Here is a 25,334-nt window from a genome sequence, read left to right as displayed (position 1 = left end):
TTAAAGGTCCATCGTCCTGGCCGCGCCGCCCAAACTGACAGATTTTTCATGCCGTCAGTCGCCTGGGCGGGGCTATGCTGGGCAGCATTGGCCAATGACCTGGAGGCGACCGATGAAAGACCCGCAACCTTCGATCCATCACGCTGCCGCCGACGGCTACAAGGGCGCGGCCGACACCTATGTGCGTGGCCGCCCGGATTACCCGCCGGCGCTGGACCAGTGGCTGCGCGCCCGCCTGGGCTTGCAGGCCGGCCAGGTGGTGGTCGATCTCGGCGCCGGCACCGGCAAGTTCACCGGGCGTCTATTAGCCACCGGGGCGCGGGTGATTGCCGTGGAGCCAGTGGCGCAAATGCTCACCAAACTCGCCGCCAGCCATCCCCGGGCCGAAGCCCTGAGCGGCTCCGCCACTTCTATTCCGCTGGCCGACGAGTCGGTGGACGCGGTGGTCTGCGCCCAGGCCTTCCACTGGTTCGCCAGCCATGAGGCGTTGAACGAAATCGCCCGGGTGCTCAAGCCGGGCGGCTGCCTGGGCCTGGTGTGGAACCTGCGCGATGCACGGGTGCCGTGGGTGCAACGCCTGGACCGGATCGTCAACGCCCTGCAAGGCGATACGCCGCGCTATTACACCGGAGCCTGGCGCCAGGCCTTTCCCCATCCGCTGTTCACGCCCTTGCAGGAGCAGCATTTCAGCAACAGCCACAGCGGCGCGCCGGAGAATGTGATTTTCGACCGGGTGCGCTCCACCAGTTTCATCGCCGCCTTGCCGGATGCGGAGCGGGCGCAGGTCGACCGGCAGATCGCCGCCCTGATCGCCGAGGAGCCGGAGCTGCGAGACAAGTGCGTGGTCAGCGTGCCTTACGAAACCGCGGCGTTCTGGGCCCACAAAATCCCGTGATCGCGCAATCCCATTGCCCGCAACCTTCCTGTAGGAGCGAGCTTGCTCGCGATGAGCGCAAAGCGCTCGCCTTGAAGATCACCCGTTTAACCTGTGAGTACGCGCGGGTCAGGAATTGAGCGCTACGCGCTCTATCGCGAGCAAGCTCGCTCCTACAGGGGGCCGCAGTGTTGCCAGTCCCGGTTTTGGCCGATGCGCTGCCTTACTGCGCGGCACGGGCCCTTGCTATAGTTCGGGCCTCATTTTTTTGCCCGGTAAGGAATGCTGCCCATGTCCGAATATCAAGCCTTTCGCGTCGAACTTGCTGACAACATCGCCCATGTGCAGATCAATCGTCCGGAAAAGATCAACTCGATGAACGCCGCGTTCTGGAGCGAGATCGTCGAGATCTTCCGCTGGATCGACGACACCGACGCGGTCCGCGTGGTGGTGTTGAGCGGCGCCGGCAAGCACTTTTCCTCCGGCATCGACCTGATGATGCTGGCCGGGGTGGCCAACGAACTGGGCAAGGACGTCGGGCGCAACGCGCGCCTGCTGCGGCGCAAGATCCTGCAGCTGCAGGCGTCCTTCAATGCCGTCGACAACTGCCGCAAGCCGGTGCTGGCGGCGATCCAGGGTTACTGCCTGGGCGGCGCCATCGACCTGATCGCCGCTTGCGACATGCGCTACGCCGCCGCGGACGCGCAATTCTCGATCAAGGAAATCGATATCGGCATGGCCGCCGATGTCGGCACTTTGCAACGTTTGCCGCGTATCATCGGTGACGGCATGCTGCGCGAACTGGCTTACACTGGACGCACCTTCGGCGCCGAGGAAGCGCGCAGCATCGGCCTGGTCAATCGCACCTACGCCGACAGCGAAAGCCTGCTCGACGGCGTGATGGGCATCGCCTGGGAAATCGCCAGCAAGTCGCCGATCGCCGTCAGCGGTACCAAGGAAATGATCAGCTACATGCGCGACCACCGCATCGACGACGGCCTGGAATACATCGCTACCTGGAACGCCGCCATGCTGCAATCCACCGACCTGCGCGTGGCCATGGCCGCCCATATGAGCAAACAGAAACCTGAATTTCTGGATTGATTGAACATGACTTCACGCTGGACCACCGCAGTACTGGATATCGATCTTCCCGGCGGCTGGGCCGTGGCCCGCGGCCCGCAGGGCTTTCTGTTCGACGACAACGGCGCGCTGTTCCCCCGCGAATGGCTCAAGCGCCAGGACCTGCCGATCCTCGCCGAGCACGGCATCGGTCACCTGGATGGCGAGCCGGTCTACCTGCTGGAACTCAAGAGCGTTTCCGAGGTGCCGGGATGCAACTGGAAAGGCCTGCGGGCGTTCATGCTCGACGGCGACCACACCCTGTACAAAGTCCTGGGCTATGCCGCGCAGATCGGCACCTGGGCCCGCGAGCATCGCTTCTGCGGCAACTGCGGCCAGCCCATGACCCAGGTGATGCGCGAGCGGGCGATGTACTGCGAGCCCTGCGACCTGCGCAGCTACCCACGGATCTCGCCGAGCATGATCGTGCTGATCACCCGTGGCGACGAGGTGCTGCTGGCCCGTTCGCCGCGCTTTGTCCCCGGGGTCTACAGCACCCTGGCCGGGTTCGCCGAGCCGGGCGAGTCGGCCGAGGACTGCCTGGTGCGCGAGGTGCGCGAGGAGGTGCAGATCGAGGTCAAGAATATCCAGTACATCGGCAGCCAGTGCTGGCCGTTCCCGCATTCGATGATGCTGGGGTTTCATGCCGAGTACGCCGGCGGCGAGATCGTGCCGCAGGAAGACGAGATCGAGGATGCGCAGTGGTTCAACGTGCATGCGTTGCCGCCGCTGCCGGCGTCGCGCTCGATTGCTCGCTACCTGATCGATCTGTATGTGGCTCGGCGCCTGGGGCTGGCGGAGCCTGTATTGCCGGGTTGAGCTCCGGCTGGAAGGAAGCTGGAAGAAAACGGGGCGGGCGAATCCATTGGGTTCGCCCGCTGTCGTTTCAGGAGGTCAGACGGCGCTGAACCAGTGCTGCCAGGCCAGGCGCACGGTCAGGCCCAGGACCACGGTGATGAACACCGGGCGAATGAATTTAGCGCCGCCGCTGATGGCGGTGCGGGCGCCGAAGAAGGCGCCGACCATCAACGACAGGCCCATGCTCAGGCCGATGGCCCAATCCACCTGGCCCGAGAAAATGAAGATCGACAGCGCCGCGGCGTTGCTGACGAAGTTCATGCTGCGCGCCACGCCGCTGGCCTTGACCAGGTCGATGGGGTAGAGCAGCAGGCTGCTGACGGTCCAGAAGGCGCCCGTGCCGGGGCCGGCCACGCCGTCGTAGAAACCGAGGCTGAAGCCCTGGGTCGATTGCCACTTTTTCTTGATCGGCGCCTCGCTGTCCAGCGGCGCTTTTGGCGTGCCGCCGAACAGCAGGTACACGCCACAGGCGAAGACGATCACCGGCAGCATCTTGTTCAGCCATTCGGCCGGCAGGTAATGGGCTACCACCGCGCCGGTCAGCGCGCCCACCAGCGTGCCGACGATGGCGTGGGTCCATTGCCGCGGGTGGAACAGCTTGCGCCGGTAGAAGGTGAAGCTGGCGGTGGCCGAGCCAAAGGTCGAACTCAGTTTGTTGGTGCCCAGCACCAGGTGCGGCGGCAGGCCGGCGGTAAGCAGCGCCGGTGTGGTGAGTAGGCCGCCACCGCCGGCGATGGCATCGATAAAGCCGGCAATGAAGGCAACGAGAGCAAGAATGGCGAGGGTGGTCAAATCTACGCTGAGTTCGAAAGGCATGGGATCGACTTATTTCGGCGGGGCGCAGAAAAGCTGCGCGAAGGGTCGGTATCTTACCCATAACCTTTCACGCCCGCGACCGCCCGATACCGGTAGGAGCGAGGCTTGCCCGCGATGAGGCCCTTATAAACGCCACAATTCTTTAAGGATAGCGGCGCGGCCACTGACGCCATCGCGGGCAATCGAGCGTCGACCGGCCGCTCCTACAGGAGAGCCTGTGAGGCTGCTATTGGCGTTCGGGCCCGTTGCCGATCTGCCACACGAACGGCGGTTCGCTGCCATTGATCGCCCAGTCGCCGACGATGCGCGCCTTGTAGATCACCGGGTTGTGCGACGACACGGTGCGGGCGTTGCGCCAGTGGCGGTCGAGGGCCTTGCCCTGGCGGATGTCCGAAGCGCCGAGGGCATTGAACAGTTCGCTGGTGGCGCGCTGGATCAGCTCGGTGACCACCACCTGGGCCGTGGCCGACTGGATTTCCGCCGCGACATTGGCCGCCCGTTCCGCCTCGTCATTACCGGCAAAACGCGCCAGGTAGGCCTGCTGCGCCGGTTGCGCCGCGCGCACCGCGCTGGCCTCGGCGGCGTACACCAGGGCCGAGATCTCGCCGACCACCTGCTGCACCTGGGCATCCTCGCTGACCCGTGGCGCATTGCCGTGGCTGTAGATGCGCTTGCGGGTGCGCACCTCGTGGGCCACATCGCGCACGGCGGCGCGGCCGATGCCCGCCAGCGTCGCCAGCAGCACCAACTGGTAGAAGGCGGTCTGGTATTTGAAGCGGGTGGCGAAGTCGATGAGGTTCTCGGCTTCCACTTCGGCATCGACAAAATGCGCGGTGCCGCTGCCGGTGGTGCGCTGGCCGAAGCCGTCCCAATCGTCGCTCTGCACGATGCCCGGCTGGCGGGTGCGCACCGCGGCGATCACGTCGCCACCGGTGTCGCTGCGGCGGGCGTAGACATCGATCCAGTCGGAGAAAATGCTCCCGGTGCTGTAGAACTTCTCGCCGTTGAGCCGCCATTTGTCGCCATCCGGCGAGACCCGGGTGATCACGTCGCCGATGGCCACGTTGCCGATCTCGGTCCAGGCGCAGCCGACGATGTCGCCGTCGACGAAACGCTTGAACCACAGGTCCCGCGCCGGCCCCGGGGCGGCGTTGAGCCGGTCCTCGGCAAAGGCGAAGTGCCCGCGCAAGGCTTGCGGCACGTTGGAATCGGCCTCGGCCAGTTCGATCAGCAGTTGGAACAATTGCGGCAGGGAGGCGCCGCCGCCACCGTATTCCACGGGCACCCGCACTGCGCCAAAGCCGGCTTCCTTGAGCCACAGGATCGCTTCGTACGGCAGGCTGCGCGATTGCTCGCGGGCCACCGCGCCGGCGGCGATCCGGCTGAAGATCGGCCGGAAGCGCCCGGCCAGGGCTTCGTAGTCGACGCCTACGGACAATGGGTTGATTACCTGGTGTTCGGTCATGGGCACAGCTCCTTCTCAGCAATAAATTGGCTCGGCAGTGAAAAGCGTGACTTCTGCGGAGCGGATTGCACGGTCCGTGCCGGGAGGCGGGTAGCCGTAATCAGCGGGCCGGGCGCAGGAAGGCTCGCCGGCAACTGTTGCCCAGCCAACAGTGCATCAACAAATCGACCTGTTGATGGAGGAGACGACGGTCTACCTGTAGCCGCTGCCGCAGGCTGCGATCGGCTGCGCAGCAGACGCCGCTTTTGCCGACGCAGGAAGGCCCTTCGGGCCTTTGCGCAGCCTGCGGCAGCGGCTACAGGGCCTCGGGTGTCTGGCGCCTTCTGGCTGGCACGGTTGCTGCTCTATTCCCCGGACACTTCAGTCGCGAGGACAAGCCAATGAGTCAGCAAGCCGTGAAATTTGCCTACTGGGTGCCGAACGTCAGCGGTGGGCTGGTGGTCAGCAAGATCGAGCAGCGCACCCACTGGGGCATCGACTACAACCGCAAGCTGGCGCAGCTGGCCGAGGCCGCCGGGTTCGAATACGCCCTGACCCAGATCCGCTTCACCGCCGGCTATGGCGCCGAGTTCCAGCATGAGTCCGTGGCGTTCAGCCATGCGCTGCTGGCCGCCACCGAGAAGCTCAAGGTGATCGCCGCGATCCTGCCCGGCCCCTGGCAGCCGGCGTTGGCGGCCAAGCAGCTGGCGACCATCGACCAGCTGACCCATGGCCGGATCGCGGTGAACATCGTCAGCGGCTGGTTCAAGGGCGAATTCCAGGCCATCGGCGAACACTGGCTGGAGCACGACGAGCGTTATCGGCGTTCCGAAGAATTCATCCGTTCCCTCAAGGGCATCTGGAGCCAGGACAATTTCAGCTTCCGCGGCGACTTCTATCGCTTCGACAACTACAGCCTCAAGCCCAAGCCGCTAGGCCAGCCGGAAGTGTTCCAGGGCGGCAGCTCCCGGGCCGCGCGGGACATGGCCGCGCGGGTGTCCGACTGGTATTTCACCAACGGCAACACGCCGGAAGGCATCAAGGCCCAGGTCGACGACATTCGCGCCAAGGCCGCGGCGAACCATCATTCGGTGAAAGTCGGGGTCAATGCCTTCGTGATTGCCCGCGACACCGAGGAAGAAGCGCGCGCGGTGCTGGCCGAGATCATCGACCAGGCCGACCCGGAAGCGGTGAATGCCTTTGGCGATGCGGCGAAACAGGCGGGCAAGGCGTCGCCGGAAGGCGAGGGTAACTGGGCCAAGTCCACCTTCGAGGACCTGGTGCAGTACAACGATGGGTTCAAGACCAACCTGATCGGCACGCCACAGCAGATCGCCGAGCGCATCGTCGCCTTGAAGGCGGTGGGCGTGGACCTGGTGCTGGCGGGGTTCCTGCATTTCCAGGAAGAGGTGGAATACTTCGGCAAGCGCGTATTGCCACTGGTGCGCGAGCTGGAAGCCAAGGCGGCGCTGAAGCGCGAGGATGCCGCGGCTTGAGAGGGACAATTGTAGGAGCGAGCTTGCTCGCGATGCCGGCACCGCGGTCTGTCCGACAGACCGCTATCGCGAGCAAGCTCGCTCCTACAAGGGGATTACAAGCCCAGTTCGGACAGCCCCGGATGGTCATCCGGGCGCCGGCCCAGCGGCCAGTGGAACTTGCGCTCGCTTTCCTTGATCGGCATGTCGTTGATGCAGGCGTAGCGGTTGGACATCAGGCCGTGCTCGTCGAACTCCCAGTTCTCGTTGCCGTAGGAGCGGAACCAGTTGCCCGAGTCGTCGTGCCATTCGTAGGCATAACGCACGGCGATGCGGTTGTCGGTAAAGGCCCAGAGTTCCTTGATCAGGCGGTAGTCCAGCTCCTTGGCCCATTTGCGGGTCAAAAAGCCCTTGGCTTCTTCGCGGTTGTGGGCGAACTCGGCGCGGTTACGCCATTGGGTGTCCAGGGTGTAGGCCAGGGACACCCGCTGCGGGTCGCGGGAGTTCCAACCGTCTTCGGCCAGGCGGATCTTTTCAATGGCCGATTCGCGGGTGAAAGGGGGAAGTGGCGGACGAACTTCAGCGTTAGATGACATGTAAAGTCTCCAATGAAAGTTGAGGTTCAGCAGGGTGTCGAACTTGTTTTAAACGATTACAGGTCCAATAACTTTCGCGCCATGCATTGCGCATTATCGGCGGCACTGCGATCACCCATCACAAGTGCAACGGTAATGGCGCCGTCGATCAGGATCAGCAGCTGTCTGGCTTGCTCCTCCGGATCCTCGGTGCCGTGTTTTTCAGCAATGTGTGCCTTGCAGAGCTCGAGCACGTAGTCGAGCAGTTTCTGTTTGTGTTCCCTGGCCACCACCCGTACCGGGTCCTGCGGGTCGCCGGTTTCGCCGCTGGTATTGATGAAGGCGCAGCCGCGAAAGTCCTCGGAGGCGAACCAGTCGCCCAGCACCGTGAACAGGTTGAGCAGGCGCGCGGCCGGCGTCGGGGCCTTGCCCACCTCGCTGGTGAACCAGTGCATCCAGCGCAGGTCGCGGCGTTGCAGGGCGGCCACCACCAGCTCGTCCTTGGTGGTGAAGTAGCGGTAGATGCTCTTTCTGGAGACGCCGGCGGTCTTCACCAGAAGATCCATGCCAGTGGCGGCGATGCCACTTTTGTAGATCAACTTTTCGGTGACATCCAGAATGATGTCGCGTGTGTCGTTGCTAGTGATTTCGTTCATGTGGCGTACAGTAGAACGATCGTTCTCCTTGGTCAATAAGTTATTTTTCCACTCGCGAAATTATTGTCGTCGCTTATCCAGTTGCGAGCGGTTGTGCGGCGGGGACGAGGGACAGGCGACAAATCTTCACAGCGACCCGCAAGACCCGAACCGGCACCTTGGTGTAAGCTCTTGCGCTCTTTTGGATTCGACCTTCTGCGAGCCCTATGCCGTCGCTTTTCAAACGTTCCCTGCTGCCCAAATTGCGCAGCTTCCCGCTGGCTGCCGATGACCTGACCATCCTCAATGGCGCCGCCGAATTCCGCCGTTGCCTGCTGGAGAAAATCGCCCAGGCCACCCGGCGCATCTATATCGTCGCCCTGTACCTGCAACAGGACGAGGCCGGCCAGGAAATTCTCGATGCCTTGCACGCCGCCAAGGCCGCGCGTCCGGAGCTGGACGTGGTGGTCGTGGTCGACTGGCTGCGCGCCCAGCGCGGGCTGATCGGCGCCGGCAAGCAGCCGGGCAACTCGGCCTGGTACCAGGAAATGACCCGTACCCACGCCAGTGAGGTGCCGGTGTACGGCGTGCCGGTACAGACCCGCGAGCTGTTCGGCGTGCTGCACCTGAAGGGTTTCGTGATCGACGATTGCGTGATCTACAGCGGCGCCAGCCTGAACAACGTGTACCTGCACAAGTTCGACAAATACCGCTTCGACCGCTACCACCTGCTGCACAACCGCGAGCTGGCCGACTCCATGCAGCACCTGGTCCAGCATGGCCTGGTGGCGTCGCGGGCGGTGCATCGCCTGGACCTGCCGAACCTGCCGACCACCCGCAGCCTGCGCAACGACATCGGCGACCTGCGCAGCCGCCTCAAGCACGCGGCCTACGACACCAGTGCCGGTGGGGTGCTCAAGGACACACTGTCGGTCAGCCCGCTGCTCGGGGTGGGCAAGAACAACCCGCTGAGCCGGGTCATCTGCGAACTGATCGCCAGCGCCCAGCAGCAACTGACCATCTGCACGCCGTACTTCAACCTGCCGCTGGCGGTGACCCGGGAAATCAACCGCGCCCTGGCGCGCGGGGTGAAGATCGACATCATCGTCGGCGACAAGACCGCCAACGACTTCTACATTCCGCCGAGCGAGCCGTTCAAGGTCATCGCCGCGCTGCCTTATCTGTACGAGATCAGCCTGCGGCGCTTCGCCAAGCGGCATCAGAAGGCCATCGACAGCGGCCGCCTGAACCTGCACCTGTGGCGCGACGGCGACAACACCTACCACCTCAAGGGCATGTGGGTGGACCAGCGCTACACCTTGCTCACCGGCAACAACCTCAACCCGCGGGCCTTCCGCCTTGACCTGGAAAACGCCTTGCTGCTCGACGACCCCAAGGGCGAGTTGCTGGAGCCGCGGCGCCAGGAGCTGGAAACGATCTTCCGCCACACCCAGCGCATCGAGCACTTCCAGCGCCTGGAAACCCTGGTGGACTACCCGGCGGCGGTCGGCAAGTTCCTGCGCCGGGTCAGCCGGGTGCGGATCGAGCGGTTGCTCTACCGCATCCTCTGAGGTCCGCGGCGAACGATCCACGATGGGGTCGTTCTTGCTGGCCCTGAAGCCCCTGCGGGGCTTATCGCAACCTGCGGCAGCGGCTACACGGAGCCAGGCCCCGATCCCTGTAGCCGCTGCCGAGCCCGCGAGGCTGCGACAAGGCCCGCAGGGCCTTCATCGGTCTCGAGATCGCCGCACCCTTCGGGACGTACGCAGCCTGCGGTAGCGGCTACACGAAGCCAGACCCCGATCCCTGTAGCCGCTGCCGAGCCCGCGAGTCTGCGACAAGGCCCGCAGGGCCTTCATCGGTCTCGAGATCGCCGCGCCCCTTCGGGACGTACACAGCCTGCGGCAGCGACCACGTGAAGCCAGACCCCAATCCTGTAGCCGCTGCCGAGCCTGCGAGGCTGCGACAAGGCCCGCAGGGCCTTCATCGGTCTCGAGATCGCCGCGCCTCTTCGGGACGTACGCAACCTGCGGCAGCGGCTACATGAAGCCAGTCTCCGATCCTGTAGCCGCTGCCGAGCCCGCGAGGCTGCGACAAGGCCCGCAGGGCCTTCATCGGTCTTGAGATCGCTGCGCCCCTTCGGGACGTACGCAACCTGCGGCAGCGGCTACAGCGGTATCGGCGCCCGTATCAATTGGGGCTTTTCGCCGCCGGCCAGCTCGCCACCAACAGCAGCAACAGCGTGGCAATCAGGTAGGGCAGGCGCGGTTCGACGGCGTAGATCAGCGAGCCGGCCAACGGGCCGATCACCACGCCGAACCCCTGGGCCGCACCAATCGAACCGGCGGTGGCGCCTTGTTCGGAGGCGTCCACGGCGTTGGCTGCCAGGGCGGAGAAGGACGGGAAGATCGCGCCCATGCCCGCCGCCGAGACAAAAAAGCCCAGCCACAGCCCCCAGGCATTTTCCACCAGCATGCAGCCGGCAAAGCCACTGGCGGCCAGCAGCGCGCCGGCGCGGATCATCCGCAGCGGTGGCCATTCGAGTTTGCGCACCACCAGTTGCGAGCAGATCAGCGCCACGCCGACCATGGCCAGGGCGATGCCGGCGGCCTGGGCGGCGTCGGCGCTGTCCAGGCCCAGGCGGTCGAGGGCGTAGAAGCTCACGGTGATCTGCGCGATGGACACGCAAAGCATGGCGACGAAGGCCACCGCCATCGGCCGGCGCAGCCGCGGATCGCTCAGGCGTACCGAGCGCGGCGCCTGCTTGAGATGCAGTTCCTGGCGCGGCAGCTTGTACAGCAGCACCAGGAACGCCGCCAGCGGCAGCACGGCCATGGCGTACAGCGGCAGGCTCAAGCTGACGCGGGCGAGCAGCGCGGCCACGGCCGGGCCCAACACCAGGCCGACGGCATTGGCGGCGCCCAGGGTGGCCATGGCGCGGGCCCGATGCTCGGGCTCGACGTTGTCGGCGATCAGGGCAAAGCCGCCCACCGGGATGGCCGCGTAGAACACCCCGATCAGGCCGCGCCCGAGCATCAGGCCGATAAAGGCCAGCCACATGCCCGGCAGCAGGTGCAGCGAGACATCGATAAACAGGCACAGCGCCCAGTAGGCGAGGGTGAAGCCAGCGGTGCCGAGCAGCAGCACCCGACGGCGCCCGAAACGGTCGCTGGCCTGGCCCCAGGGCCGCGCCAGGAGCATCCAGATCACCCCGGACACGGTCACCGCCGCGCCGGCCTGCCAGGTGGCCAGGCCGAGCACACGGACGATCGGGCCGATCAGCGAGACGAAGGCCATCATCGACATGGTGCAGGCCATGTAGGCGAGCATCAGCGGCAAGAGTTTGAACGGGGCGGCGGTCTGCGGCGGTTGGGCCGTTGGGGTGGACATGCAAAATCTTCCATGAAAGTCAGGAGTGCGCGGGACGTTATCGCTAAAACGCGCCGCCGCCCAGGGTTATCGGCGCAGGTGAGGGTAGATCAGCAGCCTGGGTGATGGGGCAAGTCATCAGCACGCCGGCGCTTGTCTGTAGGAGCGAAGCTTGCTCGCGATAGCCGCGCAGCGGCGGTTTAAATGTCACCGCGTTGTCCTGGCGGGTTTATCGCGAGCAAGCTTCGCTCCTACGAAAGATCGGGCCGGGTACCCGAAGCTCAGTTCAGTCCCAACTTGCCGCGCAGGGTCGAGAGGTCTTCGGCCAGGGTGTTGACCGGACCCACCAGCGCCTTGCGGTCGCTGTCCTTGACCTTGTCGTAGGTCTCGAAGCCGCCGTCGGCGGTTTTGTACCTGGCCAGGATCTTGTTCACCGTGGCGAAGTTCTTGTCGACCTTGGCGACGAAGGCTGCATCCTGCTGCTCGATCTGCGGACGGAACAGGTCGACGATTTTCTTCGCCCCGTCGATGTTGCCCTGGAAGTCGTAGAGGTCGGTGTGGCTGTAGCGGTCTTCTTCGCCTGAGACCTTGGTCGCAGCCACTTCCTCCAGCAGGGCGGCGGCGCCGCCGACGACTTTCTCCGGCGGGAAGGTCAGGCCGGCGACGCGGGCCTGCAGGTCCTTGACGTCCTTGTTCAGGCGGTCGGCCAGGGCGTCCAGGCCCTGGGTGGAGTTCTGGGCGAACAGCGAATACTCGATGCGGTGGAAGCCGGTGAAGTCCTCGGCCTCGACGCCTTGTTCGTGGTCGTCGACCCGCGAGTCGATGGCCGCATCGAGGTCGCTGAACAGCTCGGCGATCGGCTCGATCGACTCGTAGTACACCCGGGTCGGGGCGTAGAGCTTCCTGGCGGTGGCCAGGTCACCTTTCTTCACCGCGTCGGTGAAGGCCTGGGTGTGGCTGGCCAGCTCGTCGAGCTGCTCGGTGACGTAGATCTTGTAGTCGGAAATCGGCCCCACCAGCTCCAGCGGCGATGTGGCGGCCACAGCCGACAGTGGAACATGGAGCAAGCCAAGGGTCAGCAACACAGCGAGAGGCGACTTTTTCATGGGACGTTTCCGTGGGGGGGGTGAGTGGTGGTCAGGCGCTGGTTTTCGCTTGGGTGGCCTCGAGCAACCCGCGGCCGAGGAAGTCGCGCTCGCCAGTGACGCCGGGCAGGGTGAAGAAATACCCGCCGCCGACTGGCTTGAGGTATTCCTCCAGGGGCTCGCCGTTGAGGCGGGTCTGCACTGAGATGAAGCCTTGCTCCAGGTCGGCCTGGTAACAGATGAACAGCAGGCCCATGTCCAGTTGGCCGTTCTTGTTCACGCCGTTGGAGTAGTTGAACGGCCGGCGCAGGATCAGGTTGCGCTGGGTCTCGGCGGTGCGCGGGTTGGCCAGGCGGATATGGGCGTCGAGCTTGGTCAGCTGGCCATGAGGATCCTTGCGGTAGTCCGGCACCTGGTGTTCCTGCTGGCCGTCCATGGGCGCGCCCGAGGCCTTGACCCGGCCAATGATGCTTTCTTGTTCCTGCAAAGGCGTGCGGTCCCAGCGCTCGACGAAGTTGCGGATGATGCGCACCGCCTGATAGCTGCCGTGGGCGGCCCAGGCCGGTTCGTCGCTGCCGGGCTGGACCCAGACGATCTGCTCCATGGCCTTGCGGTCGTTGGAGTCGGGGTTGGCCGAGCCGTCGCGAAAACCCAGGAAGTTGCGCGCGCTCTGCGCCGGCTCACCAGGATGCGCCGGGGCCTGGGGCGGCACGCTGCCTTCCTGCTTCCAGCGCACCAGCAGCAGGTCCGGGAGGTTTTTCACGATGTCGCGCAGGGCGTGGATATTGGTGTCGGCGGTGTTGGAGCAGAACTGCAGGCTCAGGTCGCCGTGGCAGCAGTCGGGTTCCAGCGCATCGTTGGGGAAACCGACCATGCGTATCAGGCGCTTGGGTTTGGCCGCGGCCAGGCCGAAGCGTTCGTCGAACAGAGAGGCGCCCACCGAGACGGTGATGGTCAGGTTGTCCGGGGTCACCACCGGGCCGAGGATGCCCGAGTCCAGCGGCGGCAGTTTCGGGTCGACCTGGGGGACCGGGCCGCCGGTCATGAGGAATTTGATGCGCTGGTCGAGGGTGCGCAGCAGTCGCTCCAGGTCTTCGCGATCGCTGGCCAGCACGTCGAACGACACCAGCATGCCGGCCGCCGGGCGCGGGGTGACGATGCCGCTTTGATGCTGGCCGTGGAAATCGTGGCGGTCCTGGGTCTTGTCGCTGCTCGGGGCTTCTGTGACCTGGGCGGTGGTTTTCCCGGTCTGGGCTGCCATTGCCGGGCAGCTCAGGCTGCTGCCGGCCAGGGCGACACCGGCGGCGCCCATGCCCAGCAGCACGCGGCGGCGTTGGGCGGAGAAAGCTGGATTGGATGGATCTGAGTCGTTCATCGGGCGGGCGTCTTCTGCTTACAGGCCTGAGAGGTCAAGGGCGGGATCGATTCCATCGAGTGCATCGGCCAGAACCTTGGCCTGGTCGGCGATCCGCTTGCGCTGATCGGCGCCGACACTGTCGTAGGAGGCATAGCCCTCGGCGCTGCGCAAAGCGCCGTACTGGCTGTCGAGGGCGCCGAGGGCGCTGTCGATCTGCGCCAGCAGCGGGGCGGCGGGCTTGGCCAGCAAGGGGCGCAGCAGGTCGACGACCTTGCGGGTGGTCTCCAGGTTGGCGGCAAAGCCGTTGAGGTCGCTGTGGCTGTAGCGTTCTTCTTCGCCGCTGCTGGCGCGCACCTCGGCGATGCTGCGCTGGGCGCGCGCGACCAGGCTGACCAGTTGCTCCGGTGGCAGCGACTGGGCCAGCAGTTGTTGCTTGAGTGTGGTGACATCGCTGAGCAGGCGCTGGGCGATCGGCGCCAGGCCGCTGAGGTCGCGTTGCTGGAACAGCGCGTATTCGAGGCGGTGGAAGCCGACGAAGCCGGGGTCCTGCTCGCGTTTTTCGAAGTAGTCGGCGCGCGCGTTGATGCTGTTGTCCAGCTCGCCCAGGCGCTGGGCGGCCGGGGCTAGGCGCTGGTAGGCCGCGCGCGCCGGCAGGTACAAGGCCTGGGCCTGGGCCAGGTCGCCGGCCTGGATGGCTTGCTCCAGGGCGCTCACGGCCTTGATCAGGGTTGTGCCCTGGCTGCTCAGGTAGACCCGGAATTCCGACAGCGGGCCGATAAAGGCGACCATCGACGGCCGGGCCTTGGCCTGGGCGTCGGATTCGGTGGTCGGGGTCACATGCAGGGTGCCGCGCGGGTTGCTCAGCAGGCCGCAGGTGATGGCGTAGTCGCCGGGTTGCAGCCTGGCGTTGATCACCTGGCTGAGGCCCGGCGCGATGTTTTCCCGTTCTTCGACCACCAGTACGCCGTCGAGGATTTCCCACTCCACGGCGCGGTCCGAACGGTTGACGATACGGAAGCTCGCCAGCCCGGCCGGCACGCTCAGGGCGTTCGGCTCGCAGCTGTGGGGGTGGATGGTCACGGTGATTTCGTCCTTGTGCGCCTGGCGCTTGCTGGCGGCCAGCTGCGAGGCGTAATAGAACAGCCCGCCGGCGGCGATCATCACCATCACGGAACCCGCGAGCGCCCAGCGCAGGGCGCTCGGTGCCGGGGGCTGTGGGGAGGCTTGCTGGGTCATGGAAAGGCCTTAGTGGCTGGAAACGGAAGACGATGGGCTGGCGACGGGTGCCGCGCCGGGCAGGAAAAACAGCGCCAGGGTCACCAGCAGGTAGAGCAGGTAGGCGCCCAGGGTGCTGACGGTCGGGGTGTCCTGGTAACCGAACATGCCGGCCAGCACCGAGCCCAGCGGGCCGTCCATCGGCAGGCTGGCGCTGAAGTCGAACAGCACGCTCTGCAGGTGGTTCCAGACCCCGGCTTCATGCAGGGCCTGCACCGAGTTGGCGAGGATGCCGGCGGCCACCACCAGGATGAACAGGCCGGTCCAGCGGAAGAACGCGCCGAGGTTCAGGCGCATGCTGCCGGTGTAGATCAGCACGCCTGCGACGATCGCCAGCGCCAGGCCGAGCAGGGCGCCGATCGGTGCCGCCGGGCCTTGGCTCTGCTGGAACACGGCGAGGAGGAAGAACACGGTTTCCAGGCCTTCGCGGGCCACGGCGAAGAACACCATGGCGATCAGCGCCGTGACCTGGTGCCGGGAGCCGGTCAGCGCCTGGTCCAGCGAGGCTTGCAGGGAGTGTTTGATCGAACGCGCGACCTTGCGCATCCAGAACACCATGGAACTGAGGATGCCCACGGCCACCAGGCCGACGATGCCTTCGAAGAGTTCCTGCTGCTTTTGCGGAAACTCGGCGCTCATCAGCTCCAGGCCGCCGCCCACCAGCAGGGCCAGGGCCGCGGCGAGAAACACGCCGATCCACACGGCCGGCATCCACTGGCCGCGCCCGGTCTGTTGCAGGTAACTGGCGATGATGCCAACGATGAGCGCGGCTTCGATCCCTTCGCGCAGCATGATCAGAAATGGAACGAGCATTCAGCACCGGCGGGCAGATAGATAGGGAGCTAAGTTGTAACATGTTGATACGTATTCGCAAATGACTATGGTTGCTATTTGCTGAACGTCAGCTGAACGGAGCGCGTTTGCCAAGTCGGCCTCTGGTCTTTGAGGGTGAGGCTTTTTGTAGGAGCGAGCTTGCTCGCGATAGCGCCAGATCAGATGCCCGCGGTGCTAACTGGATTGATCGCGAGCAAGCTCGCTCCTACAGGGGGCGGGGAGGTCAGGCCAGGTTCTGTTCGGTCAGGCGCTGCACGGCCAGGCGCCGGTAGTGGGAAGGGGTCATGCCCTTGAGTTGCTGGAAGCGCCGGTTGAAGTTGGAGATGTTGTTGAAGCCGGACTCGAAGCACACGTCGGTCACCGGCTTGTCGCCGTCGGCCAGCAGTTCACAGGATTTGCTGATGCGCAGGCGGTTGACGAACTCGACGAAGCAGCGGCCGGTGGCCTGCTTGAACACCCGGGAGAAGTAGGTGGGTTTCATGCCCAGGTAGTCGGCGACTTCTTCCAGCGGCAGCTCGCGGGCGTAGTGGGCGAAGATGTAGTCCACCGCGCGGTTGGTGCGGTCGACGTTGTGCTCGTCGGCCAGTTGCACGTTGGTGGCGCCGGACAGCAACTGGTAGTCGTCACAGGCCGCCAGCAGTTCCAGCAGGATGAAAAAGTGCCCGAGGCGAGTGATGCCGCTGGAGTCGGCGATGCGCTGCATCAGGTCCATGGCCTGGGCGATGGTGCGCTTGCAGCGGAACTCGATGCCGCACTGCGCGCGCTCCAGCAGCGGGGTCAGGCTCTTGAGTTCGGCGAACACCTGATAGCCGCTTTCGAACAGCTCGTCGGTGAAGTTCACCAGCATGTCGCGCTTGGGCACCACTTCGTCCTCGGCCACCTGGCTGATCCAGTTGTGGGGCAGGTTGGGGCCGGTGAGGAACAGCGATTCGGGGTAGAAGTTGCCGATGTAGTCGCCGATGAATACCTTGCCGGAGCTGGCGACGATCAGGTGCAGCTCGTACTCCTTGTGGAAATGCCAGCGCACCAGGGGGCAGGGGAAGCCGTGCTGGCGATAGATGATCGACAGACCGTTGTGGTCGTCCATCAATTCGTAGGAAGGGTCGGTGACTCTCGCTGATCGGCTCATGGCGCTGCGCTTTCTTATCGTTGTTGCGCCAGATCATGCCTCCATCGGATATCCAGCACCAGTGCTGGCCAGGAGATCCCTGCAGGCGCTCGGGCGCGGCGTTCTCAAGATCGCTGAGGGCCTGCGGCCCTATCGCAGCCTCGCTGGTGCCCGGCAGCGGCTACAGGGTTTGTGCCGGCTGACAGATCGAGGCACGGCTCGGTTTCTGTAGCCGCTGCCGAAGGCTGCGATCGCCCCGAAGGGGCGCGCTCTTGACGCCTGCGGCAGCGGCTACAGGAGCCTCAGGCCAGGCGGTTTTTCGCCTCGATCCACTGCGCCATGTACTGGGTGCTCTTGTGGTGATGGTGACGCAGCATGCCACCGGTGAAGTTGTCGCGGCGCAGTTGCGCCAGGTTCGCCCGGCAGTGCTGCAGGCGCTCGATCAGGGCCGGGCCGTGGACCTGTTGCCGATAGCGCGCAAGCAACAGCTGGCGACCCTGTTCCTGGGCCGCGCTCCACAATGCCTGGTCCTGATACAGGCGCACCGCCGCCGCGGCGATGGCGCTGGCCGACTCGGCCACCGCTCCCGGCCAGGGCGCGTCGCCGTGCATGGCTTCGGCGCCGACCGGGGTGGTGACACTCGGCGTACCACAGAGCATGGCGTCCAGCAGCTTGCCCTTGATGCCCGCGCCGAAACGCAGCGGCGCCAGGCAGATCCGCGCGGCGGACATGACCTCCAAGGCATCCTCGGCCCAGTTCATCACCTGGAAACCCTGGGCCGGATTGTGCAGGGCCGCGGCCTTGGGCGGGGTGTAGGCGCCATAGATATGCAGTTGCGCGCCCGGCAGTTGCTGGCGGATCAGCGGCCAGACGGCGTTTTTCATCCACAGCACCGCATCCCAGTTCGGCGCGTGGCGGAAGTTGCCGATGCTCAGGAAGTGCGCCCGTTCGGCGAAGGGCACATAGCTGTGCGGCATCTGCTCGGGCATCAGTGGGCACCAGTGCAGCAGGGCCGGCGGCAGGCCGAATTGCTTGACCAGCAGATCGATTTCGAACTCGGAGATCATCAGGCTCAGGTCGCAGCGGTACAGCGCGGCGATCTCGCGCCGGGCCTGGTCGGTCTCGGCCATGCCGGCGAACTCCTGCTCGGCGACGGGGGCGAACAGGGCGCTGAAGTCATCGTTGTCGTCGCAGGCGCCCAGGCGCTCCTTGAGGCGTTGATGGCGGGCGTGACGCAGGCTCTGCAGGTCGGAAGTCTCCAGCACGCGCAGGGCGCCGGGGCACTGCTGCTCGACGCGCCAGCCGAACTGTTCCTCCATCATGAACTGGTCGAACAGCACGATATCCGGCGCCAGTTCGGCGATGAAGCGGTCGAAACTGCTGTTGTTCAGTTCGATCGGGCACTCGCGGATGCCCAGGGCGCTGAGGTCTTCCTTGTGCTCGCCAGGGTTGGCCGGGCTGCTGAAGGTGATGTCCCAGCCTTGCCCGAGCAGGACCTGGAGGATCTGCATCAGGTGCCCGCTGGCCGCCGAGGAGCGGGGTTCGGGCCAGACGTAACCAATGACCAGGACTTTGGTGGCGGCGGTCGGACTCATGGGTGGGTATTCCTGAAAAAAGCGGGGGTGTTTGCGGGGGCGCCATTAAACCACAGGAGGGCGCTGGCGCGGCCGTCCCTGCGCCCATGGCCCAGGCGCTGGTCGGCTCGGAGCGGGTTACCGGGGGTTCAGCCGAGGATGGCGCGGACCTTGTCGCGCAACTGGTCGATGGAGAAGGGCTTGCCGATCACCGTCATGCCGGCGGGCACCTCGATGTTTTCCGCGTAGCCGCTGGCGAACAGCACCGGCAGCTCCGGGCGCAAGGTGCGGGCATGGGCCGCCAGTTCCTTGCCGTCCATGCCGGGCAGGCCGACGTCGGTCATCATCAGGTCGATTTGCAGCGTGCTGTCCTGCAACCGGGTCAGGGCTTCTTCGCTGCCCGAGGCTTCCAGCACCTTGAATTCCAGCTCCTCCAGCACATCGACAATCAGCATGCGCACGATGGCGTCGTCTTCGACGACCAGGATGGTGGAATCGGTGGGGGACATGGCAAGGCTCTCGAAAAAATGGAAAAAAAGGACGGCGGCGGAAAAAGGTGCTTGTCTCTTGCATCAGTAAATGACGCGCAATGACAAGTTCCCGAAGCTGTACAAAAAAGTAATTCTGTACAAGCTGTGCCAGAATAACCTGTCTGATCGAGGGCGGGCAGTGCAGGATGAAAAATTGCCACCGAGCTTGTCGGAAGAATAGATGCGCTGCCCCCCTTTGGGGCAAACTCCATGGATTTTGACACTTCACCAAGGCCTTTCAATGAGCTCCCCGTCTTCGGTTGATGAACAGAGTTTTCGCAAGCTGCTAAGCCGCAACATCGCGCTTCCCCTGGGGGTGGGCGTGCTCAGCGCGGTGGTCTTCGTGTCCCTGATCAGCTATCTGCTCTCGGCGATCCAGTGGGTCCAGCACAGCGACCGGGTGATCAACAGCATCAACCAGGCCGCCAAGCTGACGGTCGACCTGGAAACCGGCATGCGCGGCTTCCTGATCACCGGCGACGAGCATTTCCTCGACCCGTATGAAGTGGCCAAGCCGCAGATCTTCAGCGAGCTGCGCGAGTTGCGGGGGCTGGTGGCGGACAATCCGCAGCAGGTCGATCGCTTCAAGCGCCTGGAAGCCTTGCAGGAAGAGTGGGGCCTGCACGCGAAAAGCATGATCGAGATGCGTCGCCAGGAGGGCGATTATCGCCGCTCGGTGCAGTCCGGCCGGGGCAAGCGCCTGACCGACCAGATGCGCAAGGAATACGACGAAGCAGTGGCGATGGAGCAGCAGCTGCGGGTCGATCGCAACGAGAACGTCACCCGTACCACGGTCCTCAGCGTGGTCCTGTACCTGCTGTTCGTGGTGGTTATCAGTGGCCTGCTGGCCTTTATCGGTCGCCGCGACCTGCTCAACCTGTCGAAGAGCTACAGCGCCAACCTAGCCGCCCAGCAGAAAAGCGCCCAGAGCCTGGCGCAACAGGCCTGGCTGCGCAGTGGCCAGACCGAACTGGCCGAGCAGTTGCTCGGGCAACTGACGCTGAACCTGCTGGGGCGCAATATCCTGCAGTTCTGCGCGCAATACCTGGGCAGCGCCGTGGCGGCGCTGTACGTGCGTGAAGAGCACGGTGGCCTCAAGCGCGTGGCCGCCTATGGCTTCTCCCGCGAGCAGGAAGAACGCGAACAGTCGATTTTCATCGGTGAAGGCATGGTCGGGCAGGCGGCCCAGCAGGATCGGCTGATCCGCCTGGACGAGGTGCCCGTCGATTATTTCAAGGTCAGCTCCGGCCTGGGCGATGGCGTGCCGCGCAGCGTGCTGGTGGTGCCGACCAGCGACGACGACCGGGTCAACGGGGTGATCGAACTGGGCTTCCTGCGCGCCCTCAGCGAGCGCGATGTCGAGTTCCTGGAGCTGATCGCCGGCAATATCGGCACCGCCATCGAAGCCGCGCGTTATCGCCAGCGCCTGCAGGAAGTGCTGGCCGAGACCCAGCAACTCAACGAAGAGCTGCAGGTGCAGCAGGAAGAACTGAAGACCGCCAACGAAGAGCTCGAGGAACAGTCGCGGGTGCTCAAGGAATCCCAGGTGCACCTGGAAGCCCAGCAGGTGGAGCTGGAACAGACCAACGAGCAACTGGCCGAGCAGGCCCAGGCGCTGGCGCAGCAGCGCGACGCCATGGACCGCAAGAACGGCGAGCTGAACCAGGCCCAGGTGCAGTTGCAAGAACGCGCCGAGGAGCTGCAGCGGTCGAGCAAGTACAAGTCGGAATTCCTCGCCAATATGTCCCACGAGCTGCGCACGCCGCTGAACAGCTCGCTGATCCTGGCCAAGCTGCTGGCGGAAAACCCCCAGGAAAACCTCAGCGCCGAACAGGTGCAGTTCGCCGAGTCGATTTATTCGGCGGGCAACGATCTGCTCAACCTGATCAACGACATTCTCGACATTTCCAAGGTAGAAGCCGGCAAGCTCGAAGTGCGTCCGGAAAACACCAGCGTCGCGCGCCTGGTCGAAGGTTTGCGCGGGCTGTTCCAGCCGTTGACGGCGGACAAGGGCCTGGAATTTCGTGTCGAGTTGCAGCCCGGTACGCCGCAGATGCTGTTCACCGACCGCCAGCGGGTCGAGCAGATTCTCAAGAACCTGCTGTCCAACGCCGTGAAGTTCACCGAGAAGGGCCAGGTCAGCCTGAGCGTGTCGCAGCAGCCCGAGGCGGGCATTGCCTTTATCGTGCGCGACTCGGGCATCGGCATCGCCCCGGAGCAGCAGGAAAGCATCTTCGAAGCCTTCCGCCAGGCCGACGGCACCACCAACCGCCGTTACGGCGGCACGGGCCTGGGGTTGTCGATTTCCCGTGACCTGGCGGCGCTGCTCGGCGGTTCGATCACGGTCGCCAGCGAGCCGGGGCAGGGCAGTGTCTTCACCCTGGTGCTGCCGGAGCAGTACGTCGAGCGTGCGGCAGAGCAACAGGGCGAACTCAAGCCAGTCGCTGCGCCGCTGACCCAGGCGCCGAGCCAACCGGCTCCGGCGCCGGCCCCCCTGGTGCCTGAGCTGGAGATTCCGCGTTTCGCCGACGATCGCGACAAGGCGCCGTTCGCCACCCGCTGCATCCTGGTGGTGGAGGACGAGCCGAACTTTGCCCACATCCTGTATGACCTGGCCCACGAGCTGGGTTACCAGTGCCTGGTGGCCCACGGCGCCGACGAGGGCTACAGCCTGGCCGAGCAGTTCGTGCCGGACGCGATCCTGCTGGACATGCGCCTGCCGGATCATTCCGGCCTGACGGTGTTGCAGCGCCTCAAGGCGCACGCCAGCACCCGGCACATCCCGGTGCATGTGATTTCCGTGGAAGACCGGGTCGAGGCCGCCATGCACATGGGCGCCATCGGCTATGCGGTCAAGCCCACCACCCGCGAAGAACTCAAGGACGTGTTCGCCCGCCTGGAAGCCAAGCTCACCCAGAAGGTCAAGCGCGTGCTGCTGGTGGAGGACGACGACCTGCAGCGCGACAGCATCGCCCGGCTGATCGGCGACGACGACATCGAGATCACCGCCGTCGGCCTGGCCCAGGAGGCCCTGGAGCTGCTGCGCGACAACCTCTACGACTGCATGGTCATCGACCTGAAGCTGCCGGACATGCTCGGCAACGACCTGCTCAAGCGCATGTCCACCGAGGACATCTGCTCCTTCCCGCCGGTGATCGTCTACACCGGGCGCAACCTGACCCGCGACGAAGAGGCGGAGCTGCGCAAGTATTCGCGCTCGATCATCATCAAGGGCGCGCGCTCGCCCGAGCGCCTGCTGGACGAAGTGACGCTGTTCCTGCACAAGGTCGAGTCCCAGCTGTCCCATGAGCGGCAGAAGATGCTCAAGGCCGCCCGCAGCCGCGACAAGGTCTTCGAGGGGCGCAAGGTCCTGCTGGTGGACGACGATGTGCGCAATATCTTCGCCCTCACCAGCGCCCTGGAGCAGAAGGGCGCGATCGTGGTCATCGGCCGCAATGGCCGTGAGGCGATCGCCAAGCTCGATGAAGTCGAGGATATCGACCTGGTGCTGATGGACGTGATGATGCCCGAGATGGACGGTTACGAAGCCACCCTGGAAATCCGCAAGCAGCCGCGCTGGCGCAAGCTGCCGATCATCGCGGTGACCGCCAAGGCCATGAAGGACGATCAGGAGCGTTGCCTGCAGGCCGGCGCCAACGATTACCTGGCCAAGCCGATCGACCTCGACCGGCTGTTTTCCCTTATTCGAGTCTGGTTACCCAAGATGGAAAGAATCTAGTGGAGCGCAATACCGAGATCGAACTGCGCCTGTTGATCGAAGCTATCTACCTCAAGTACAGCTACGACTTCCGCGATTACTCCGGCGCCTCGATCAAGCGCCGGATCAACCATGCGCTGCGCCAGTTCGAATGCAAGACCATTTCCGCCCTGCAGGAGCGGGTGCTGCATGATCCGGGCGCATTCATGCAACTGCTGCAGTTCCTGACGATCCCGGTCAGCGAGATGTTCCGCGACCCGTCGCACTTCCTGGCGATCCGCCAGGAAGTGGTGCCGCTGCTCAAGACCTATCCCTCGATCAAGATCTGGATCGCTGGCTGCAGCACGGGCGAGGAGGTCTATTCGATGGCCATCCTGTTGCGCGAGGAAGGGTTGCTCGAGCGCACCATCATCTACGCCACCGACATCAATCCCAGCTCCCTGGAGAAGGCCAAGCAAGGCATCTTTTCCCTGGAGAACATTCGCGCCTACACCCAGAACTACCAGCAGGCCGGCGGTTTGCGCTCCTTTGCCGACTACTACACGGCGGCCTACGACTACGCGATCTTCGACAAGACCCTGCGCGAGAACGTGACCTTCGCCGACCACAGCCTGGCGACCGACAGCGTGTTCTCCGAAACCCAGCTGATTTCCTGTCGCAACGTGCTGATCTATTTCAACAAGAAGTTGCAGGACCGCGCCTTCGGTCTGTTCCACGAGTCGCTCTGCCACCGGGGCTTCCTGGTGCTGGGCAGCAAGGAAACCCTGGACTTCTCGGCCTATGCCCAGCACTTCGAGCCGCTGGTCAAGCAAGAACGGGTCTACCGCAAATCATGAACGACGACGTCATCAGGCAATCCGCCTTGCCGCGGGTCGAGGCCATCGTGATAGGCGCGTCGGCCGGCGGCGTCGAGGCGCTGCTGAAAATCTTCAGCGCGTTCCCCGAGGGTTTCAGCCTGCCGATAGTGGTAGTGCTGCACCTGCCCGAAGAGCATCGCAGCCAGTTGGCCGAGCTGTTCGCCCTGCGCCTGGCGCTGCCGGTGAAAGAGGCCCGCGACAAGGAGAGCATCGAGCGCGGCACCCTGTATTTCGCCGCGCCCGGTTATCACTTGTCGGTGGAGCAGGACCGCAGCCTGTCCCTGAGCCAGGAGGAGCGCGTGCATCATTCGCGTCCCTCGATCGATTACCTGTTCGACTCCGCCGCCGATGCCTATGGCCCGCGCCTGGCCGCGGTGCTGCTGACCGGGGCCAACCAGGACGGCGCCCATGGCCTGGCCCAGGTCAAGCGACGCGGCGGCCTGAGCATTGTCCAGGACCCGGCCGAGGCCCAGGTGGCGACCATGCCCGAGGCGGCCATCGCGCTGCACCGACCGGATTACATTCTCCCTTTGCACGGCATCAGCCGTCTGCTTGTCGAGCTGGAACGAATCGCATGTTAAGTAATATCCAAGCCAAGCTGCTGATCGTCGACGATCTGCCAGAGAACCTGCTGGCCCTCGAAGCGCTGATCAAGCGCGAGGATCGCCAGGTGTACAAGGCGCTGTCAGCGGACGAGGCGTTGTCGCTGTTGCTCGAGCATGAGTTCGCCATGGCCATCCTCGATGTGCAGATGCCCGGCATGAACGGCTTCGAGCTGGCCGAGCTGATGCGCGGCACCGAGAAGACCAAGAACATCCCCATCGTGTTCGTCAGCGCCGCCGGGCGCGAGCTCGACTATGCCTTCAAGGGCTATGAGAGCGGCGCGGTGGACTTCCTGCACAAGCCGCTGGATATCCATGCGGTGAAGAGCAAGGTCAATGTGTTCGTCGACCTGTACCGGCAGAGCAAGGCCATGAAGCAGCAGGTCGAAGCCCTGGAGCAGAGCCGGCGCGAGCAGGGGGCGCTGCTCAAGCAGTTGCAGGCGACCCAGAACGAACTGGAGCAGGCGGTGCGCATGCGTGACGACTTCATGTCGATCGTCGCCCACGAGGTGCGCACGCCGTTGAACGGCCTGATCCTGGAGACCCAGCTGCGCAAGATGCACTTGGCCCGCGACAATGCTTCCGCGTTCACCCTGGACAAGATGCAGGCCATGGTCGAGCGCGACGAGCGCCAGATCAAAAGCCTGATCCGCCTGATCGAAGACATGCTGGACATCTCGCGGATCCGGACCGGCAAGCTATCGATCCGCCCGAGCCAGGTCGACCTGGTACAGCTGGTGCGTGGCCTGCTGGAGAATTTCGCGCCCCAGGTCGAGGCCGCCGAATCCTCGATCGCCCTGAGCGCCGAAGGCTCGGTGCTCGGCCAGTGGGACGAGTTCCGTATCGAACAGGTGATCTCCAACCTGCTGACCAATGCCTTGCGGTATGGCGCCAAGAGCCCGATCGAAGTGCGGGTCTACAGCGCGGACGGGCAGGCGCGGGTCGAAGTGCGCGATCACGGGATCGGCATCAGCGAGGAAAACCAGGCGCGTATCTTCCAGCAGTTCGAGCGCGTCTCTGTCAATCATGCGGTGGCCGGGCTCGGGCTGGGGTTGTTCATTTCCGAGCAGATCGTCACCGCCCATGGCGGCACCATTGAAGTCGACAGCAGGATCGGCGAAGGTGCGCTGTTTCGCGTTTGTCTGCCGCTGTAGGAAAACACCGGCGCCCACGCAACCTTCTGGATGACCGGATGGTCGTATCAGCAGCTATTGACCGAACAAAGG

General features: G+C 64.7%; 21 protein-coding genes. 9 read left to right on the top strand and 12 right to left on the bottom strand.

The window, feature by feature from the left end; all coding sequences use genetic code 11:
* Nucleotides 1-112: 112 nt before the first annotated feature.
* From J4D28_RS02815 to nudC, 3 genes are all read left to right on the top strand, one after another.
* Complete coding sequence (locus tag J4D28_RS02815; protein WP_103330640.1) at nt 113-895, top strand: class I SAM-dependent methyltransferase; 783 nt, start codon at nt 113-115, stop codon at nt 893-895.
* Between the two features lie 270 nt (nt 896-1,165).
* Nucleotides 1,166-1,978, top strand: a complete 813-nt coding sequence (locus J4D28_RS02810; protein ID WP_009049280.1) for a crotonase/enoyl-CoA hydratase family protein — start codon at nt 1,166-1,168, stop codon at nt 1,976-1,978.
* A gap of 6 nt (nt 1,979-1,984) precedes the next feature.
* Entirely contained in the window at nt 1,985-2,815 is an 831-nt protein-coding gene (nudC, locus tag J4D28_RS02805; protein ID WP_009049279.1) for an NAD(+) diphosphatase, read from the top strand.
* A 75-nt stretch (nt 2,816-2,890) separates the two neighbouring features.
* Here nudC and J4D28_RS02800 read toward each other — a convergent pair whose 3' ends face one another.
* Nucleotides 2,891-3,670 carry a TSUP family transporter gene (locus J4D28_RS02800; protein WP_009044159.1) on the bottom strand — a complete coding sequence of 260 codons (780 nt, stop codon included), beginning with the start codon at nt 3,668-3,670 and terminating at the stop codon, nt 2,891-2,893.
* A 226-nt stretch (nt 3,671-3,896) separates the two neighbouring features.
* Nucleotides 3,897-5,135, bottom strand: coding sequence for an acyl-CoA dehydrogenase family protein (locus J4D28_RS02795; RefSeq protein ID WP_103330641.1), 1,239 nt, complete (start codon nt 5,133-5,135; stop codon nt 3,897-3,899).
* 380 nt (nt 5,136-5,515) lie between these two features.
* Here J4D28_RS02795 and sfnG point away from each other — a divergent pair, with 380 nt between their 5' ends.
* The gene (gene sfnG, locus J4D28_RS02790) at nt 5,516-6,610 is read left to right on the top strand and encodes a dimethylsulfone monooxygenase SfnG (RefSeq protein ID WP_009049277.1); all 1,095 of its coding nucleotides are present in this window, start codon (nt 5,516-5,518) and stop codon (nt 6,608-6,610) included.
* Between the two features lie 95 nt (nt 6,611-6,705).
* Here sfnG and J4D28_RS02785 read toward each other — a convergent pair whose 3' ends face one another.
* Both J4D28_RS02785 and J4D28_RS02780 read right to left on the bottom strand, forming a co-directional pair.
* On the bottom strand, nt 6,706-7,185 hold the full coding sequence (locus tag J4D28_RS02785) for a nuclear transport factor 2 family protein (protein WP_009049276.1): 480 nt from the start codon (nt 7,183-7,185) through the stop codon (nt 6,706-6,708).
* A gap of 56 nt (nt 7,186-7,241) precedes the next feature.
* Nucleotides 7,242-7,820: a TetR/AcrR family transcriptional regulator gene (locus tag J4D28_RS02780; RefSeq protein WP_028682570.1), complete on the bottom strand. Its 579-nt coding sequence runs from the start codon at nt 7,818-7,820 to the stop codon at nt 7,242-7,244.
* Between the two features lie 206 nt (nt 7,821-8,026).
* On the opposite strand from J4D28_RS02780, the gene pssA reads away from it, so the two are divergent.
* Nucleotides 8,027-9,370 carry a CDP-diacylglycerol--serine O-phosphatidyltransferase gene (gene pssA, locus J4D28_RS02775; protein WP_009049274.1) on the top strand — a complete coding sequence of 448 codons (1,344 nt, stop codon included), beginning with the start codon at nt 8,027-8,029 and terminating at the stop codon, nt 9,368-9,370.
* 619 nt (nt 9,371-9,989) lie between these two features.
* On the opposite strand, the gene J4D28_RS02770 is transcribed toward pssA, so the two are convergent.
* The 8 genes from J4D28_RS02770 to J4D28_RS02735 form a co-directional block, all read right to left on the bottom strand.
* Entirely contained in the window at nt 9,990-11,189 is a 1,200-nt protein-coding gene (locus J4D28_RS02770; RefSeq protein WP_028682572.1) for an MFS transporter, read from the bottom strand.
* A gap of 260 nt (nt 11,190-11,449) precedes the next feature.
* Complete coding sequence (efeO, locus tag J4D28_RS02765) at nt 11,450-12,274, bottom strand: iron uptake system protein EfeO (RefSeq protein ID WP_053269190.1); 825 nt, start codon at nt 12,272-12,274, stop codon at nt 11,450-11,452.
* A 31-nt stretch (nt 12,275-12,305) separates the two neighbouring features.
* Nucleotides 12,306-13,628 carry an iron uptake transporter deferrochelatase/peroxidase subunit gene (gene efeB, locus J4D28_RS02760; protein WP_103330642.1) on the bottom strand — a complete coding sequence of 441 codons (1,323 nt, stop codon included), beginning with the start codon at nt 13,626-13,628 and terminating at the stop codon, nt 12,306-12,308.
* Nucleotides 13,629-13,646: 18 nt separating this feature from the next.
* Nucleotides 13,647-14,846, bottom strand: a complete 1,200-nt coding sequence (efeO, locus tag J4D28_RS02755) for an iron uptake system protein EfeO (RefSeq protein WP_103330643.1) — start codon at nt 14,844-14,846, stop codon at nt 13,647-13,649.
* A gap of 9 nt (nt 14,847-14,855) precedes the next feature.
* Nucleotides 14,856-15,698 (bottom strand): iron uptake transporter permease EfeU, encoded by an 843-nt coding sequence (efeU, locus tag J4D28_RS02750; RefSeq protein ID WP_009049269.1) that lies wholly within the window; start codon nt 15,696-15,698, stop codon nt 14,856-14,858.
* A gap of 244 nt (nt 15,699-15,942) precedes the next feature.
* The gene (locus J4D28_RS02745) at nt 15,943-16,848 is read right to left on the bottom strand and encodes an AraC family transcriptional regulator (protein ID WP_016703823.1); all 906 of its coding nucleotides are present in this window, start codon (nt 16,846-16,848) and stop codon (nt 15,943-15,945) included.
* 281 nt (nt 16,849-17,129) lie between these two features.
* Nucleotides 17,130-18,422: a glycosyltransferase gene (locus tag J4D28_RS02740; protein ID WP_103330644.1), complete on the bottom strand. Its 1,293-nt coding sequence runs from the start codon at nt 18,420-18,422 to the stop codon at nt 17,130-17,132.
* Between the two features lie 128 nt (nt 18,423-18,550).
* Nucleotides 18,551-18,910: a response regulator gene (locus J4D28_RS02735; protein ID WP_103330645.1), complete on the bottom strand. Its 360-nt coding sequence runs from the start codon at nt 18,908-18,910 to the stop codon at nt 18,551-18,553.
* A gap of 262 nt (nt 18,911-19,172) precedes the next feature.
* Here J4D28_RS02735 and J4D28_RS02730 point away from each other — a divergent pair, with 262 nt between their 5' ends.
* Genes J4D28_RS02730 through J4D28_RS02715 form a run of 4 tightly spaced genes read left to right on the top strand, consistent with a single transcriptional unit; the run spans nt 19,173 to nt 25,262 of the window.
* A complete protein-coding gene (locus J4D28_RS02730) occupies nt 19,173-22,670 on the top strand; it encodes a response regulator (RefSeq protein WP_103330646.1) in 3,498 nt (1,165 codons plus the stop codon).
* Complete coding sequence (locus tag J4D28_RS02725; RefSeq protein ID WP_009049264.1) at nt 22,670-23,485, top strand: protein-glutamate O-methyltransferase CheR; 816 nt, start codon at nt 22,670-22,672, stop codon at nt 23,483-23,485. Before J4D28_RS02730 ends, J4D28_RS02725 begins: the two co-directional genes overlap by 1 nt.
* On the top strand, nt 23,482-24,087 hold the full coding sequence (locus J4D28_RS02720; protein ID WP_103330647.1) for a chemotaxis protein CheB: 606 nt from the start codon (nt 23,482-23,484) through the stop codon (nt 24,085-24,087). The genes J4D28_RS02725 and J4D28_RS02720 overlap by 4 nt, the downstream gene beginning before the upstream one ends.
* Nucleotides 24,081-25,262, top strand: a complete 1,182-nt coding sequence (locus J4D28_RS02715) for a hybrid sensor histidine kinase/response regulator (RefSeq protein WP_053269187.1) — start codon at nt 24,081-24,083, stop codon at nt 25,260-25,262. Before J4D28_RS02720 ends, J4D28_RS02715 begins: the two co-directional genes overlap by 7 nt.
* The last annotated feature ends 72 nt before the right edge of the window (nt 25,263-25,334 follow it).

The sequence above is a fragment of the Pseudomonas sp. GW531-T4 genome (assembly GCF_017349615.1).
GTDB classification, from domain to species: Bacteria; Pseudomonadota; Gammaproteobacteria; order Pseudomonadales; family Pseudomonadaceae; genus Aquipseudomonas; species Aquipseudomonas chlororaphis_I.
This window is presented reverse-complemented; position numbering and strand designations above follow the sequence as displayed.

What these genes read in the sequence shown, in the direction of transcription:
- J4D28_RS02730 (WP_103330646.1), top strand. Translation starts at nt 19,173, where the DNA reads ATGAGCTCCCCGTCTTCGGTTGATGAACAGAGTTTTCGCAAGCTGCTA.
- sfnG (WP_009049277.1), top strand. Translation starts at nt 5,516, where the DNA reads ATGAGTCAGCAAGCCGTGAAATTTGCCTACTGGGTGCCGAACGTCAGC.
- J4D28_RS02800 (WP_009044159.1), bottom strand. Translation starts at nt 3,670, where the DNA reads ATGCCTTTCGAACTCAGCGTAGATTTGACCACCCTCGCCATTCTTGCT.
- efeU (WP_009049269.1), bottom strand. Translation starts at nt 15,698, where the DNA reads ATGCTCGTTCCATTTCTGATCATGCTGCGCGAAGGGATCGAAGCCGCG.
- efeO (WP_053269190.1), bottom strand. Translation starts at nt 12,274, where the DNA reads ATGAAAAAGTCGCCTCTCGCTGTGTTGCTGACCCTTGGCTTGCTCCAT.
- J4D28_RS02780 (WP_028682570.1), bottom strand. Translation starts at nt 7,820, where the DNA reads ATGAACGAAATCACTAGCAACGACACACGCGACATCATTCTGGATGTC.
- J4D28_RS02770 (WP_028682572.1), bottom strand. Translation starts at nt 11,189, where the DNA reads ATGTCCACCCCAACGGCCCAACCGCCGCAGACCGCCGCCCCGTTCAAA.
- J4D28_RS02745 (WP_016703823.1), bottom strand. Translation starts at nt 16,848, where the DNA reads ATGAGCCGATCAGCGAGAGTCACCGACCCTTCCTACGAATTGATGGAC.
- pssA (WP_009049274.1), top strand. Translation starts at nt 8,027, where the DNA reads ATGCCGTCGCTTTTCAAACGTTCCCTGCTGCCCAAATTGCGCAGCTTC.
- J4D28_RS02785 (WP_009049276.1), bottom strand. Translation starts at nt 7,185, where the DNA reads ATGTCATCTAACGCTGAAGTTCGTCCGCCACTTCCCCCTTTCACCCGC.
- J4D28_RS02715 (WP_053269187.1), top strand. Translation starts at nt 24,081, where the DNA reads ATGTTAAGTAATATCCAAGCCAAGCTGCTGATCGTCGACGATCTGCCA.
- J4D28_RS02815 (WP_103330640.1), top strand. Translation starts at nt 113, where the DNA reads ATGAAAGACCCGCAACCTTCGATCCATCACGCTGCCGCCGACGGCTAC.
- J4D28_RS02810 (WP_009049280.1), top strand. Translation starts at nt 1,166, where the DNA reads ATGTCCGAATATCAAGCCTTTCGCGTCGAACTTGCTGACAACATCGCC.
- J4D28_RS02740 (WP_103330644.1), bottom strand. Translation starts at nt 18,422, where the DNA reads ATGAGTCCGACCGCCGCCACCAAAGTCCTGGTCATTGGTTACGTCTGG.
- J4D28_RS02795 (WP_103330641.1), bottom strand. Translation starts at nt 5,135, where the DNA reads ATGACCGAACACCAGGTAATCAACCCATTGTCCGTAGGCGTCGACTAC.
- efeO (WP_103330643.1), bottom strand. Translation starts at nt 14,846, where the DNA reads ATGACCCAGCAAGCCTCCCCACAGCCCCCGGCACCGAGCGCCCTGCGC.
- J4D28_RS02735 (WP_103330645.1), bottom strand. Translation starts at nt 18,910, where the DNA reads ATGTCCCCCACCGATTCCACCATCCTGGTCGTCGAAGACGACGCCATC.
- efeB (WP_103330642.1), bottom strand. Translation starts at nt 13,628, where the DNA reads ATGAACGACTCAGATCCATCCAATCCAGCTTTCTCCGCCCAACGCCGC.
- J4D28_RS02720 (WP_103330647.1), top strand. Translation starts at nt 23,482, where the DNA reads ATGAACGACGACGTCATCAGGCAATCCGCCTTGCCGCGGGTCGAGGCC.
- nudC (WP_009049279.1), top strand. Translation starts at nt 1,985, where the DNA reads ATGACTTCACGCTGGACCACCGCAGTACTGGATATCGATCTTCCCGGC.